General features: G+C 46.6%; 15 protein-coding genes. 3 read left to right on the forward strand and 12 right to left on the reverse strand.

Going from position 1 to position 15,777, the window contains the following annotated elements:
* Positions 1-31 precede the first annotated feature (31 nt).
* Complete coding sequence (locus OEZ43_13230) at positions 32-901, reverse strand: hypothetical protein (GenBank protein ID MDH5546551.1); 870 nt, start codon at positions 899-901, stop codon at positions 32-34.
* A 436-nt stretch (positions 902-1,337) separates the two neighbouring features.
* Between OEZ43_13230 and OEZ43_13235 the strand changes: the two genes are divergently transcribed.
* From OEZ43_13235 to OEZ43_13245, 3 genes are all read left to right on the forward strand, one after another.
* Entirely contained in the window at positions 1,338-2,927 is a 1,590-nt protein-coding gene (locus OEZ43_13235; protein MDH5546552.1) for a DUF1566 domain-containing protein, read from the forward strand.
* 10 nt (positions 2,928-2,937) lie between these two features.
* Complete coding sequence (locus OEZ43_13240; GenBank protein MDH5546553.1) at positions 2,938-3,480, forward strand: DUF1566 domain-containing protein; 543 nt, start codon at positions 2,938-2,940, stop codon at positions 3,478-3,480.
* A 136-nt stretch (positions 3,481-3,616) separates the two neighbouring features.
* Positions 3,617-4,579, forward strand: a complete 963-nt coding sequence (locus OEZ43_13245; protein ID MDH5546554.1) for a hypothetical protein — start codon at positions 3,617-3,619, stop codon at positions 4,577-4,579.
* Between the two features lie 8 nt (positions 4,580-4,587).
* Here the strand turns inward: OEZ43_13245 and OEZ43_13250 are convergent, their stop codons facing one another.
* The 11 genes from OEZ43_13250 to OEZ43_13300 form a co-directional block, all read right to left on the reverse strand.
* Positions 4,588-4,953 carry a response regulator gene (locus OEZ43_13250; protein MDH5546555.1) on the reverse strand — a complete coding sequence of 122 codons (366 nt, stop codon included), beginning with the start codon at positions 4,951-4,953 and terminating at the stop codon, positions 4,588-4,590.
* Positions 4,954-4,977: 24 nt separating this feature from the next.
* Entirely contained in the window at positions 4,978-6,144 is a 1,167-nt protein-coding gene (locus OEZ43_13255) for a response regulator (GenBank protein ID MDH5546556.1), read from the reverse strand.
* A 16-nt stretch (positions 6,145-6,160) separates the two neighbouring features.
* Entirely contained in the window at positions 6,161-8,149 is a 1,989-nt protein-coding gene (locus OEZ43_13260) for a response regulator (protein ID MDH5546557.1), read from the reverse strand.
* 221 nt (positions 8,150-8,370) lie between these two features.
* Complete coding sequence (locus OEZ43_13265; protein ID MDH5546558.1) at positions 8,371-8,922, reverse strand: hypothetical protein; 552 nt, start codon at positions 8,920-8,922, stop codon at positions 8,371-8,373.
* 201 nt (positions 8,923-9,123) lie between these two features.
* The gene (locus OEZ43_13270) at positions 9,124-9,960 is read right to left on the reverse strand and encodes a hypothetical protein (GenBank protein ID MDH5546559.1); all 837 of its coding nucleotides are present in this window, start codon (positions 9,958-9,960) and stop codon (positions 9,124-9,126) included.
* Positions 9,961-10,411: 451 nt separating this feature from the next.
* The gene (locus OEZ43_13275; GenBank protein MDH5546560.1) at positions 10,412-10,783 is read right to left on the reverse strand and encodes a hypothetical protein; all 372 of its coding nucleotides are present in this window, start codon (positions 10,781-10,783) and stop codon (positions 10,412-10,414) included.
* An 86-nt stretch (positions 10,784-10,869) separates the two neighbouring features.
* The gene (locus OEZ43_13280) at positions 10,870-11,286 is read right to left on the reverse strand and encodes a transcriptional repressor (protein ID MDH5546561.1); all 417 of its coding nucleotides are present in this window, start codon (positions 11,284-11,286) and stop codon (positions 10,870-10,872) included.
* Positions 11,287-11,468: 182 nt separating this feature from the next.
* Positions 11,469-12,554, reverse strand: a complete 1,086-nt coding sequence (gene thiO / locus OEZ43_13285) for a glycine oxidase ThiO (protein ID MDH5546562.1) — start codon at positions 12,552-12,554, stop codon at positions 11,469-11,471.
* Between the two features lie 8 nt (positions 12,555-12,562).
* Complete coding sequence (gene pgsA, locus OEZ43_13290; protein MDH5546563.1) at positions 12,563-13,117, reverse strand: CDP-diacylglycerol--glycerol-3-phosphate 3-phosphatidyltransferase; 555 nt, start codon at positions 13,115-13,117, stop codon at positions 12,563-12,565.
* 6 nt (positions 13,118-13,123) lie between these two features.
* Positions 13,124-14,959: an excinuclease ABC subunit UvrC gene (gene uvrC / locus OEZ43_13295; protein ID MDH5546564.1), complete on the reverse strand. Its 1,836-nt coding sequence runs from the start codon at positions 14,957-14,959 to the stop codon at positions 13,124-13,126.
* Positions 14,960-14,967: 8 nt separating this feature from the next.
* Positions 14,968-15,600, reverse strand: coding sequence for a uracil-DNA glycosylase (locus OEZ43_13300; GenBank protein ID MDH5546565.1), 633 nt, complete (start codon positions 15,598-15,600; stop codon positions 14,968-14,970).
* Between the last annotated feature and the right edge of the window lie 177 nt (positions 15,601-15,777).

Here is a 15,777-nt window from a genome sequence, read left to right on the forward strand (position 1 = left end):
CTTGTGTTCAAAAATTAAAATCGTTCCAGTCTTAGAATCGAACGCCAAGTTTTCCAGTATAGGTCAGCACGCCACCCGTCTGATCCATCTCCACTGCTACATTGATCAGGAAGATTTGCAGATTGGCGCCGATGAACCACTTGAACAGATTCCCCGATACATCTTTGATAATTTTATCATTCAGATTAGGAAACTGAGCAGCAAACGTGTCCCGGATAGTTTGTGAAACATTTTGATCGACCAAATATTGGAGTGTCATATCTGACGAAGCTGTATAACGGTGAAAACCAAGACCCGCAAATGGTGTCACCTTCAAACCAATACCAAAGCCCTTGGAGATTGCGAGCTCTGCACCATATGAAGACATTTTCGCCAAATCTGTCCCACCATATGACCCCGCAAAATTGCTGAACACACCGCGCACAGCAACCGCAGGTAATAACACATTACCGCTGGCGATATTCACTTTTAATTCACCGCCCAAATGCGAAATTGTGTTTGGCAACGATAGATAGGATACACCGATATCAACTGCCGGAATCAACGGAACAAATGGAATATCTACACCAACGTGCGCGTGAAGTTTAGGAAATGGGAGATAGGCCATACCCTGCATCCACGATGGAAGTAAACCATTCAAAAATGATCCTGTTGGCAACTGCGTCGCCGAAACTTCCAGGCCGGCGTCAAGCCCGACAGGCAAAATCCCATCTGCTGCAGAGGCCGCTGGAGAGTTTGACTTGTATGTAAATGCTGGCGCGATATCACCGGCTAAGGAACTGAAATTATCATTGATCACTGTTACGCCAGGACCAACTACATCGTCTACAATTGACGCATGTATTTGGGTACTCCCCGCCAGCAATGCCACCGCACTAAAAACTCGAATTACCTGTCTCATCGATTAATCACTCCTGATGTCGTCTTTCCGTTACCGCTTTTGCAGTCATTATAGTCAAGCTTTCAAAAATGTGAATGAACTGGTTCTCAAAAACTGTTTCCAAACATTAATTTGCAAAGCTTATGCACATTAAATGCCGTCCCCATGCCTTCCGGCATTGACAAGAATGAAACAAGCGGTCGTTTCAGCGGTCAGAGCACTCAGTATCCTCTGAGTAAGTCGGCTAATGGCAAAAGCGCTGCCCTCATTGATAAAAACATCCGCCTCGCTGATATCTCTGCACTCTCGCTTGCCAGGAGAATCATAGAGGAAAACGAGAGAACTTTCAGACCACGCCTAAGGCGAAATACGATAAAATTCAGTATAGAAAAGGTCTGGATAATAATTAGTAATGTATGCTTCCAGGGATTTTGGCGTTGGGGAAACGGGATCGGGAATGAAATTACGAAATTTCACGACACTGATTGCATGTTGTGTGCTATTACCCCTGAGCGCATGCTTTCATAACCCGGCCACCGGGCCTTCAGATAAATCCAACCCAACTGCAAACCCCTCGACGGCGGGCCTGCCGATTCTTACCATCACTTCGCTATCCAACCCCGATCTTAACGTACCCGAATCTCGCCCAACCATCAGTTTTAGAGCGAAGCTGTCGCAAATTGCCACTGAAGATATTCCATTCCGCTTTCGAATTACCGATGGCACGGCAACGCGACAAAACGACTTTTTTATCAATAACACTGGCCGCGACACTGGCGCATCGGTAGAAACCATTCCCGAGGGAAGTGACTTTGCTGACTTTAGCGTCAATATACAAAATGACGACATTGACGAAATCAATGAACAATTCACCGTCGATTTTCAGTTACCCGAATTTGCCGATGGCCGAGGTCCACAGGTTGTGTTGGACGCACCTCCACTCAAAATCATCATAATCGATGACGATGACGCGCCTGTCGTCCAGATTGCCCCTGAAACTGGAAACCTGATTACCGTGCGTGAAAGTGTCGGGGTAGTAAAGTTAACGCTAACTATGCCATTGAAGCTGGCCAGTCAGGATGTGGAAATTCCCATTTTAGTGACCTACCCCAGTGTTGGCTTTGCTACACCTGGTAGCGACTTCGAAGTCCCGCAAACCATCATCTATCCAGCGCAAAATGGCGGTACTTCCCGTACGTTTGAATACAACTTATACATTAAAGACGATGCCTTGAAAGAAGAAAATGAGACGTTTTTTGTTTCCCTGCTGGATCCCCTGAATCATATCGCATTTCTTGGATCAACAGGTTTATCCTCAGTAACAATCACCATACTAGATGATGATGCCATTGGTGGCATTAACGACACCCAGGTGACGACTTGCGCAAACTACACGAATTACAATGTGGGTTGCTCGACAACAACTGACTTTCCCGGCCAGGATGGCGAATCAAACACGCCTATGAACATGCAGTTTGTCGACGAAGCCGGCTTCCCCACCCAAGACCCCAACCTCGCCGCCTGCGTGAAAGATCTCAACACTGGCCTGATGTGGGAAGTAAAAGCATCGGCCCCAGATGCGTCACAACGCAGTGCCAAATTTTTATATTCCTGGTACAACCCCTTGATCAATGCTAACGGAGGGCAAATGGGTTTCGAGGGCAACAGTTCGAGTTGTGGTGGATCGTTAGACACCTGCAATACCAGTGCGTATATCGAATTTCTTAATAAAAATGATCGCTACTATGGAAATGGTCTATGTGGCTCCACCGACTGGCGTCTGCCCAAGATTCATGAGTTGGTTTCTATTATGCGTTTCTCTCCACTCACTGATTTGTCAAAAGATGCAGTCATGTTCGATGAATCCATCTTCCTGGGAAAACAACCCGGATATTATTGGACATCTAACCCAAAGGCCAATTTTTCACTCGAGGCATGGGCAGTCTTTATGGGTAAGACACCCGATTCATATGGAAAAGGGCGTATGTTTGTTGTGGGCCTGTTTAAAGACAAGACCGCGTTTATTCGCGCCGTAACTCATTACTGAACCTAATTTGATGAAACATAGTTACTACAAATTCATTTCTCTCTTTCTGGCGCTGTCGCTATTCGTTGCGCCAGCCAGCGCACAGATTTGCGCGCTCGACACCACGCCACAAAGCATTTCTCCAACAAACTTTTCCATCAATCAGGGTGTCATCACTGACATCGCTTCAAGTTTAACTTGGCAACGTTGTTTTTACGGTCAGACCTGGAACGAGTCACTTCAACGGTGCCAGGGCAATCCGATCAAGCTCGACTGGAAACAGGCTCTCAATGCAGCGGCGTCGTTAAATGGGAACTGGCGCCTCCCTAATGTCAAAGAGATACTGACCATAGTCGACTACCAATGCATGAGCCCCCCATTAAACCCCGAATTATTCCCGGAAGCGCCTTCGTCGCTCAGAAGTGGACTGTGGACATCAACACCCTTGCAAACCAATATTTCGATAACCTCGCCGGTTCAATCGGCCTGGTTGATAGAACTCGGACACGGCTCCTTACAACACCACACGATGGACGATCCAAATTATTTACTACTCGTTAGGGACGGTTTCTAGGTAGTCTCTTTAGACAATATTTACTCACGCTAAAGACCCGTACCACTCGTTCGCATTCTTGTTAACCCATCTCTGAAAAAATCCCGCTATCGGACGATAACAAGCCACCAGGTCTATATTCCACGATAGGTTTTTTATGGCTGTTTGGCGTGGAGTCGCGTCAGCAATTTCGGCAATTTTTCTGCTATCGCCTTTTCCGCTGATTGCTGCAGGGCCACCTGTTCCCTTCGACGCTTGGTCTGTAAACCAGGGTAGTATTACGTCTTCATGCCCCGGCGGATCGAGTTGCCAGAACACCATCAGCGACCAAGGCATGATGCAACGGACGCTAATAGACTCTTCTGGTCAACGCTACTATCAAACCATCATCTACGATCAACAAAAAGACGGCACACAACTCACAAGCGAAAGCTTTGTTAAGGGCAATAGCCAAGAGGGCGGAATTTCAACCCGACAGGTATTGAGCATCCCCGGCACAACCACCATAAATAGCGTCTCCGTATTAAATACCGGCTGGGCGAGCAATTCCGGGGCAGGGTCAGACATTCAAATACACCAGACACTCGAGGACCACAGCATCACCAAGGTCGGCTACATCGACAGTTTCACATTTGAAAGTTCGCAAGATGCAAACGAAAATGTCACCGGCTATTACCTCGATATTCGCCAGGAAGTAACGAATTCAACGCTCATCGGTGGTGACGGCGTCACGACAACTGGTCAGGACAAGCACGTCTTCGTCACGCGTAAAACCTCCGGAAACTTCGTTACTTCCCCTGGTTCCGCTTCTCTCCCGAGATCAGGAGGTATGGGGGGCATGATGGATGGCAGTGGCCCACAAGGTGGTACTGTGTCTTGGCGTGTTGGAGATGAGATACAGGTAATTTGGATAGGACAGGTTTGTGAAGGATGCCAGTCCGGAGGAATGATGGGTGGTGGCGGTGGTGGTGGCGGAATGATGAGCGGCGGTTCATCATTTTCTTACCAGGCCTATGACAATTTATCCGACTCCAGTGCAGGTATCGCCACGCGTTCGATATCGCAGACAGCCCCCATTAACTGGCAGACTGCCCCTTTTGGCGAGCAGCCAAAATTCTGAATAAAACTCTACACCGTGGTAAATTTTTCAATTTTTTCCATCAATCGCGCGAAATCGATCGGCTTGGTTTCATAATCATCACAACCTGCTTCAAGCGCTTTTTCACGATCACCAGACATCGCGTGGGCGGTTAACGCAATCACTGGAATTGCGGCAACGCTGGAATTTGCCTTTATCTTGCGGGTCGCTTCCCAACCATCCATTTCCGGTAGACTCATGTCCATCAGTATTAGATCTGGATTTTCGCTGCTGGCCATGTCAACGCCTTCGACGCCGTTCACAGCTATGGCTACGGAAAAACCACGTCGTTCAAGACGCCGTTGCAGCATATCCCGGTTCATTTCATTGTCCTCAACTAACAAAATATGTGGCATATTCTGATCTCTCCATTCACTGTATTACTCTTCATCATCCGCATAAAAACTTCGAATACGCTTGAACTCATCTTCAATATTTAGAAACGCTTCAACCACGGCCGGATCAAAATGCGAGCCGTTGGAATCTACGATAATCCCTTTCGATTTTTCATGACTAAATGCTTCCTTGTAACAACGCTTTGAGGTTAAAGCGTCATACACGTCGCCTAATGCCAGGATACGCGCTTCTAACGGTATATCGTCACCACGAGTACCGTACGGATAGCCTGAACCATCCCATTTTTCATGATGAAACTCCGCAATAGCGATACCTGTTTTAATAAACTCATTCCCCGGGTGCTGGCGATCAACAGCGCGCAAGGTATCTGCGCCTATAATCGGGTGCTTACGCATAATTCGCCAGTCATCTTCTGTTAGCGGACCATTTTTCAGCAATACATCGTCGCTTATTCCCACTTTCCCTATGTCGTGCAGAGGACTCGCGGCATAGATATTATCGATAAACGGCCTATCAACGATTCCTTTGAATTTCTCAAGACTCGATAAATGTTCGGAAATAACCTTGCAATACTCTCGCATACGTTCCAGATGCGTTCCCGTCTCCGGATCTCGCGACTCCGCCAGCTTCGACATAGCGAATATGGTCGCCATTTGAGTTGAAGTAATCTGCTTAACCTGAGTACGTACTCGCTCACCCAGTTGCTTGTTTACATCTTCAATGAACTCACGATATTGCAGTTCCCTGTCGTGCAGCCATTTCTTGTGTAAACAGGCGTTAACGCGCGCCTTTAATAGCGTCGGGTTAAATGGTTTAGGCAAATAGTCTTCAGCGCCGAGCTCGATACATTTTACCGTGGTTTCCATATCGCTCAACGCCGTAATTACCACAACAGGAATACTCTTTAAATTTTCATCTTTTTTCAAATGCTCAAGAACCTGGTATCCATCCATTTCTGGCATCATCAAATCCAGCAGAATCATGTCCACGGTTTGTTCACGCAATTTGTCCAAAGCGATTCGACCATTTTCTGCCACAACGACTTTATGGCCTTGTCGTTGAATACGACGCGTCAACAAATCACGGTTGTTCTCATTGTCCTCAACAACCATAATGAGCGCTTCCCGCTCAGTCGGATCTGTGTAGATCGCCTCCATTTTCGGCTCAAATTGTTCGTTCTGGCTATTCATATTCTGTATCTCAGCCTCATTCCTGTTTGCGCAGCTTGCGCGCTACCATGCTTTGAATATCAAACAGGAAACTCTCGAGGTCCATATCTCGGCGTTCGTATACCTTTTCCACCTTTCCACTTAATCGCTTGATCTCATCCGCGCTAAGATCCTTGGAGGTCAACACAACAATGGGAATATCTTTCCATTTCGGGTGTCGACTGACTTCCTCACTGAAACGAAAGCCATCCATCTCCGGCATTAACAAGTCCAGCAAAATGAGATCCGGCGTCTCTTTCTCCAGGGTATCCAATGCTTCCAACCCATTTGCCGCTTCGAGTATTCGTATTCCCTGTACGGACAGGGTTCGTGCAATAATGCTTCGATTTTCAGGCTTGTCGTCGACGACCAAAACCTTGCTTTCGCTACCGCCCCGCAGATGTTTAACCACGGTTTCCATCAAAACGTCTTTTTGTATGGGCTTAATGAGATAGTCTGCGGCACCTAGTGCGAAGCTAAGATCCAGCTCATCCATCATCGAGACCATAATCACCGGTATATTTTGCGTTTCCGGGTTACGTTTGAGTTCTGACAAAACGGTCCAGCCGTCCATAACCGGCATCAAAACATCTAACGTGATGATATGCGGCTTGTATGATGACAGGATAGAAATTCCTTCCTGACCACTGGCAACTGCTTTGACATCGAAACCTTCACGCGTCAGATAGCGTTCCATCAAATCTCTTACCGAGGGATCGTCATCGATCACCAGAATTTTGCTTATGACTTTGCGACGCTCAACCCCCGGGTTGTTTCCCGAAAAACGAACATTCTTAGGATCAACTTTGGGACCAAGGCTAAGTTCCATACCGATCTGATTGGTATGTAGCTTCGCAGAGTTAACCGGTATCGTGACAATATATCGCGCCCCTTTACCTTCCTCACTCTGTACATCCAGACTGCCGCCGAGAATTTGCGCAAAGCGCTGACACAAAACCAAACCCAGACTTGCGCCCGCCAGTTTTTTTGAAGCATCATTTTCTTCCCGAAAAAACTCTTCAAAAATCTGCTTTTGTTCTTCCGATGACATTCCAGGACCGTTGTCCTCGACAACAAAAACAATGGAGTCGCGATTAAGACTCTTTTCGCGGCTGGCACGCAGTACTATCTTGTCGGCATTGGAATGCTTGATCGAGTTACTTATCAGGTTTAACAGAATCTGCCGTACCTTTGTTACGTCAGACAGTGCAACGCCTAGATTTTCATCCAGCACGAGATCCAGTTGAATTTCATTCGATTGGGCTAAACGACGTATAGTGTCGACCACCTCATTCAGCATGGCGTCGATCTGAAAATACTCCAGACTCAAACCCATCTTTCCCGCTTCAATTTTTGACAAATCGAGAATATCGTTGATCAACGATAGCAGGTGCTTCCCGGCATTGTGGATGCGTTTCAGATCCGTTTCGCATTGCTCATTTCCGAGCAAATCTTCTTGCAGTATTTCGCTATATCCAATAATTGCATTCAAAGGCGTGCGTAGTTCATGACTCATGTTTGCCAGAAACCCACTACGCGCACGACTGGCGGCCATGGCTCTATCTCTGGCAAGCGCCAAATCTCTTACACTGCTTTCCAGGCGATCTTCCAACTTACGCACAGTACTGGCAGCAACCTTCTCACGCATTTTGTAAGTCGTAACATCTAGACCACGGCCTATGTAAAACACCTGCTCGCTATCGCGTTTCTGAAAAATGTCGAAATTCAGATATTGTTTGTTTTCTTTGTCCGCTGACAAATCCACCTCGAGGACCGAGTGCCCCTTAGACTCGGCCTGGGCCAACGCCAGGGTCCAGCTGTTTTGGTTCGCCTGACCAAAGATGTCACTCTGATCCGGAGCGAGATTGTTTATACCTAGTAGCTTTTCCAGGTCCGCGGACACGGCGATCACGACATAGTTGTCATCTGCCAGCCACGCATAGCCAGGGGACCGTACAATCTCGTTCTTCCAATCTGCTAGGTTCATTAATTTTTCAATAAATTCAATATGCTATATGACATCACACATGTCGCGGAATAATCCACTTCTATACTTGTTCAACAGATATCGGCAAGACGCCAGAAAACTACAATGGCGAAATCACGTATTTTCTTGTTAATGATTGAAAAATTGGCATGGAAGGGCCAAATAAAAAGGTCGGCCAACCTTTCGGCTGCCGACCCTATATGAAATGAAAAAGATAAAACTTAATTACTGGAGAATTGCGTACCGCCGCCTTCATGTCCGATGTGCGCAACATGCTCCACAACCTCGATAAGTTCAGCAGAAGCGCGCGCAAGATGTTCAGATTTACGGGTACGCTTATACTCTTTTAGCGCAATATAAGACGTCGCCGGGTGAATAATTGCGTCCATCAGACTGAACAACTCACCGAAGTGATCCAGCTTTTCCAGATCGTGGCCTTTGCTTTTCATGAACTTGCCCATGTGCCATTGATCTTCGATCTCATCCAGACTCATGTTCATCATATTGTCTGCATTATCAACAACAGTCCCCAAGATATCTTTATGCTCCGGGTGACGTTGTATGTAGTCATGAGCACCTTTCTTGCCCAGTTCTACTAATTGTTCTTGTACTTTGATGAGATGTGTAATGTTGGCAACAAATCCCGAATTGGCTTCCTGGATGGTGTCGTTTGCCAGTTTGGTATATAACACAGTGTCCAGCGCCTGTGCTTGTGTCGAAACGGCTAGGCCGAGGCCGATAGCCAGCATTGTTTTCTTTAATGAAATCCCCATAACCCTTCCCTCACGTTTGTAGTTTTTTAAAAAATACCGCCCCTAGTCGACCAGATGCAGATGTGTCCGAATCAAAGGCTAGGGCTGGCAGATTAATTGTGGATTAATATGCACCAAAACAAAAAGTTAACATTTGGTAAGAATTGACTGGTGCGTGGACGAATAAGCTTTACCGGTAAACCTATTCATTAAGTTCAATGTCTATCTGTCGGTATAAACGGCTGACTCCAGCGCTACTTTTTTGCTGAGTTCCTTTGCGGGTTTATTTTCCTTTTGCCCTAGGAAAACATGTCGATAAGCGACGTAAACATAGGCGCCAAACAGGGGAAAAAGCACCGCGCTTGCAATCGGTACGACGCTCATGGAGACCATGAACATCAATATCCAGGTTACCAGGGCCATACTGATTGCCTGAATATTGATGTAGATTGCGCGCTGACTCAAAGCCTGTGCCTCAACGTAATTCAGATCATGAAAAACAATCAGCGGAATACTGAAAAAGGTTCTCAATCCTACCAGTGCCAGGATCAGGAAATACAACACTGTCGCGGTGAGTTTAAAGATAAAGGAAATGGGATTGTCCTTATCCAGTAAGATGCTGGACAAAACTTTATCGCAGGCCTGATATAAATCCCGACTCGGGTGAACATATAGAAAAGTCACCCAGATAGAGGCTCCAACCAATAATGCCATTAATGCTAGACGTAATAATTTTTTCTGTTCCGGCAACACCGTACGTAATCTCTCGCCGGGGTCCGCCGCCAAGGAGTTGTCCGATAAAAAGGCCAGGACGATAAGATCTGTCAGAATAACAAACAAAGAAAAGGCGCAAAATATTAGAAATATACTCAGGATTAACAATGATGGACTTTCGGGTATAAGAGGAACGACGGCTCGTATCGCGACATACACCGAAACAACAAACAAGGTGACTGAACCAATGAAAACGAGTAAACGACGACTGATAAGTTCTAACGCCTCCTTCAGCCAAAACAAGGTATCTGCTACGGCAATTCTACGAGGTTCTATGGTCTTCACATTCCCATCCTTTGCAAGGAAAGACTTACAGTTCATATAGAAATATAGACGTCGAATTTTTTCCACGCAAGTTGTGTCATGTATTACTCAAAATACCTAATCAATACCAAAACGCCACACTCAACTTTTACAGCGGTCGAATAAATCTTTGTCTACGGGTAATATCGAAAACCTGCTTGAGTAGAGTATGCATCTGACACAAACAATCGAATGGAATAGAAATACTTTCCACAACAGCCACATTATCCGCAAAAACTGAATTCAAGCCACAAGCTCAAAAAGAGTTCTTTCAATTCGACACGGGATAAAGCATACGCCCAGACACAAGGTCTGAGTCTGCAGAGCACCAAAATAGGTGCATAACCAAAACATATGATCTATTTAGAAAGCACTAAATGAACCAGTTGGAAACTTTTACTCTTCCTGGCAATACGAATTGAGCAATGTCGTGCTAAAAGTGTTCGCGGATGATGTCAGTATCTTTACAAACAGTTGAACCAAGCTTGGAATTGACGCAAAGACGTAAAAAGATTTCATCATAGCCGATTTCTTCGTCGAGTATCTTGCAAGGTACGGTAAAGGTTCGACTTGCTTCAATTCTGGCTTTGGCATCTACGGTGTGCGCGTCGTAACCTGCGCTTCCCAGAGACTTGTTGTGCAGTGTTTCCTTTCCCCATAACTCAACCCAAACCCCAATTTCGTTTGCCAGCCGATATTCATCCACGCTGAGCAATAGCTCGTAGCGATAGCTAATCTGACAAATCGAACCACTGGGGTAGCTGTCACGGATAATGTGAAAATTAACGTCCTGAATAATAGGCACGGTATCGCGTTGTCCTGGAGAATTTTGGGAGAGATTTATTAATACAGAAGAAAGAAGCGGGTGACAAGCACCCGCTTATAGATTTTTTAGCTTGCCTGGCGAAGTCGAACTACGACTTCAATGCCATCCGCGGCTGTTCCTAACGGTAATGTAGGTAACTCGCCTACGCTAATATTGTCTTTCGAGATATCAACCAGTTCGCCGGTATCAACATTGTAAAAATGATGATGACTGTCTGTATTGGAATCGTAAAAAATCTTGGTTGGATCAATTACGAGTTCACGAACCAGCCCTTTACGTGCGAACAGACCGAGAGTATTGTAAACCGTGGCTTTTGAAACCTTAGCTCTTTCTACATTGACCTGCGCCAAAACCTGTTCCGCAGAGAGGTGTTGATGTTTGGCCAACAGTATCTGCGCAATTTCCACGCGTTGCTGAGTGGGTGAAATTCGATGTTTACGCAATACATCGATTACTTCTGATTTACTTCTTGCTTCGTTCATCATGGTCTATGCCCTACCATAAGTTCAGTTTTTATTTGACTTACTGCTTCAACCTGTTCCTCCACTCCAACAACACTTTATTATGTCTAAAACATCGGCTAAAACCTATGTTTTCTTGAGTGGAATAATGAACATTTTTTTACAATTTTTATAATTAATTGAAACTAGAGCGATTTTAATACCTATAATTGGTATAAATATGGTTCGAACAGAGGTGTTTCCCCGAGAAGCAACGTCGCCAGATGCCGCGCCGACGCAGGCCCGAGGACTACACCATTGCGAAAATGACCGGTGTTGAGATAGCAGTTCTGGTATTGGGGGTGTTTACATATATAAGGTATTCCATCCTGTGTTCCGGGACGCAGGCCAGCCCAATGCTTTTCTATTTTGGCTGTTTTCAACATCGGAATGAGATTTTCCGCATCGGTTTTTAAAGACTCTCGTGCATCCTCAGTTGTCTGTTTATCGAAACCAACATCTTCCAGGGTGCTACCAACCAACACCCGACCATCTCGACGTGGAATCACATAACGCCCTTTTCGCATCACCATATGTGACACGCTTCCAGGCTCAGTTTGGTATAACAACATCTGGCCTTTTATAGGCCTCACTGCCGGGCGAATACCCAGATCGGAGATTAATTGTGCCGACCATGCGCCAGATGCAATGACAAAATCCTCGGCGGTAATCGATCCCGCGTCAGTTTCCGCAGCAACTATCCTGACTTCGTGATGAGTGAAAGACTTGACTGCATGAGACTCAAAAATCTGCACGCCCAGTTTTTTTACATAGGCAATTAAAGCTGCAACCAGGCGCGGGTTGCGTACCTGCGCCAGATCTGGAAACCACAGTGCCGAGTCATATGACGGATTAAGACCGGGTTCGAGATTCCTGATTCCGTCAGTTACGGTTTCAATCGCTGTCGAATAGCTTGTTGCCCATTGATAGGCCTGTTCCCGCTCATCCATATCGAGGAGCAAAATTCCACTTAACGTCCATTCCGGATCGATACCGGTTTCCGAATGAAGTTGTTGAGACAGTTCTCGGTAGAATGGCTGACTCCACTTGGCCAATTGATTAACGGCCTCAGAATACCGCCAGGGATAAAGCGGGGACAGAATACCTCCGCCCGCCCATGAGGATTCTTTTCCACACTGTCCACTTTCCAGAATACAAACACGCTTGCCCGCAAGCGCTAACTCTCTTGCCGTAAGAAGGCCGATGAGTCCGCCACCTATGATTGCAACATCAGCGGTTTGTGTTTTCAAAACGAAATTTAATCTGCTTGTTTGAAAGCTGGAATGGCGGCCTTCAGATATAACAGCATCGACCAGATGGTCAGCGCCGCGGCAACATAAAGCAGCACTACACCGACCTCGAAGACAGGAAATTCAAAGATGGGCTCACGATATACCAGGAGACTGATCGCCGCCATTTGCAATGCTGTTTTCACCTTGCCCAATGTCGAAACCGCAACCTGAGCACGCTCACCGATTTCCGCCATCCACTCACGCAAGGCTGAAATCGTAATCTCACGACCAATGATAATAGCTGCGGCAATAGTAAAAACCGGCGTCGGGTTAAATTCCACCAGCAGCAACAGCGCAACCGCTACCATGATTTTATCCGCAACCGGATCAAGAAAAGCACCAAAACGTGAGGTCTGATCCCACTTACGTGCCAGATAACCGTCTGCCCAGTCAGTGATCGCCGCTAATACGAAAACAAAGCAAGTCACTTCATTTGCCCAGGAAAATGGCAAGTAAAAGCACACCACCAGTACTGGGATGAGGGCGACACGTAGCCAGGTCAGAAACGTAGGTATACTCATTAACAACTATTCCGAGTGAAACACATCGTAGATCTTCTGTGCAAGATCCTTGCTCACTCCTTTTACAAGTGATAAATCTTCAACGCCAGCACGGGCAATACCCTGCAGGCCACCAAACTGTTTCAGCAACTCCTGACGCCGTTTAGGTCCAAGCCCGGGGATTTCCTCCAGTGGAGACTGCTGGCGTTTTTTGGCTCTACGCGCCCGGTGCCCCTGTATCGCAAACCGATGCGCTTCATCACGCACGTGTTGAATCAGGTGTAGCGCCGGCGAATTGCCCGGCAGTATAAACGGCTGGGGATTTCCCGACAACCACAGCGTCTCCAATCCGGGACGCCTCTCCACTCCTTTGGCCACGCCTATCATCATCACTGAATCAATCCCTAATTCTTCCATGACTTCCTCCGCCTGGGCCAACTGCCCCTTGGCCCCATCGATCAACAAAATATCCGGCAGTTTACCCTCTGATTCCCGCACCCGTTTATAGCGTCGCGATAAGGCCTGGCGCATGGCCGCATAGTCATCGCCAGGCGTAATGTCGGTGATATTAAAGCGACGATAGTCCGACTTCAGTGGTCCGTTGGTGTCAAATACCACACACGAGGCCACCGTCTCCTCGCCCATCGTATGGCTGATATCAAAACACTCGATACGTTGCGGCAATTCATCCAACGACAAACTATCCTGTAATTGCTCAAAGCGCTGTAACATATTTGCCTTGTCGGCAAGCCTGGCCTGAAGCGAACTCTGTACGTTGATTTCTGCCAGTTTCAACCAACGCGCCCGTTCACCCCGGACTTTGTCACGTATACGCAGTTTGCGGCCTAACTGTTCACTCAAAACCGCCTCTAGCCAATCACGATCGGCAGGCATCTCATTGCAGATAATTTCATTCGGAACATAACGCCCACCCTGACGACCGATGTAATACTGTGCAATAAAAGCAGAAAGCAATTCCGCCGTATTGCTGTGTTGCGAATGCACAGGAAAAAAAGATTTGCTGCCCAGGCTGTTGCCGCCCCGGATAAAAAAAACAGTCACGCAGGCGATCCCCTTGTCCATCATCGTCGCGATCACATCGACATCACTCTGTCCTTCGCCGGTAATATACTGCCGCTCCTGAACTTTGCGCAGTGCCATAATCTGATCACGCAGCATTGCTGCTTTTTCAAAGGCCAACTGTTGCGAAGCATTCTCCATGGCACGCACCAGTTCATTAATCACGTCATCGTTTTTTCCTTCAAGAAACATTTCCGTATGCCGTACCTGTTGTGCGTAGTCTTCCTTGCTCACCAGATTTACACATGGGGCACTACAGCGTTTTATCTGATACTGCAGACATGGCCGCGAACGGTTACGAAAAAAACTGTCTTCACATTGACGCACAGCGAAAAGTTTCTGCAACAGATTCAAACTCTCTTTGGCTGCACCTGCCCCAGGAAACGGTCCGAAAAATCGCCCTTTTTCCCGGCGTGCGCCGCGATAATAACTCAGCCGTGGAAAGTCTTGCTCGGTGGAAAGATAAATATAGGGATAACTTTTATCATCGCGGTACAAAACATTGTACTGAGGGCGTAGGGATTTAATGAGATTACTCTCAAGTATCAATGCCTCGTTTTCGGTGTGCGTAATAGTGACTTCGATACGGTGGATCTGTGCCACCATTACCCGTGTTTTTATAGACTGATCTGATTTGGTGAAATAGCTTGATACTCGTTTTTTTAAATTCTTGGCCTTGCCGACATAAATGACTTCATCTCTGTCGTTGATCATGCGATAAACACCAGGCTGTTGAGTCAGACTGGTGAGAAATGACTTATAGTCAAACACGTCTTCCGACATGGCCCAACCTATTTCTCCAACAAACGCTGCGCCGATTGAAACACCTTGCGAAACATCGCTTCTGTCAGACGCTTTGTTTGGGTGTTGTATCGTGAACAGTGGTATGAATCGAGCAATGTTAACTCATTCTCGAGTTTGTGTTTGGCATTGTGCGCAAATTTATAAGACGACAATTTCTCTCCCAAGGCTTTCAATACCGCATTATGCGCAATACTGCCCAGGGCGAGTATGACAGAGCCTGGACTCATCGACTGTAACTCAGAAGCGAGAAAGGGATTGCAGATATTGATCTCCTCCCCCGTAGGTTTATTCTGTGGCGGCAGGCATTTGACCGCATTGGTAATGCGGCAATTTCGCAATTTCAGCCCATCATCGGCCGAAACAGATTCAGCGCGATTGGAAAACCCAAAATCATAAAGTGTCTGGTAAAGCAGGATCCCGGCAAAGTCGCCGGTAAACGGCCGCCCGGTTCGATTCGCGCCATGCATGCCCGGTGCAAGACCAACAATTAACAAACGGGCTTTTTGATCACCAAAGGCGGGTACGGGCGCAGCAAAATAATCAGGCTTCTCCGACTTCACTTCTTTGAGAAAGTTGGCTAAGCGAGGACAACGCTGACAGTTCGCTTCAAATTGGTACATTTATACATCCCGAAATTGATGGCGCAGTATATCACTCAACATACACTGAGCAGGATTGAATAATAAAAAGTCTGACTATCAAAAACACGTCATTTTCACCGTTTTTTGTGTGCCAATAGTAGCTTATATTCCTGTCCTCTGACACCGATTTTCCTGATAACATGCCTGCTACTACAA

This window comes from Gammaproteobacteria bacterium (genome assembly GCA_029881255.1).
GTDB lineage: Bacteria > Pseudomonadota > Gammaproteobacteria > S012-40 > S012-40 > JAOUMY01.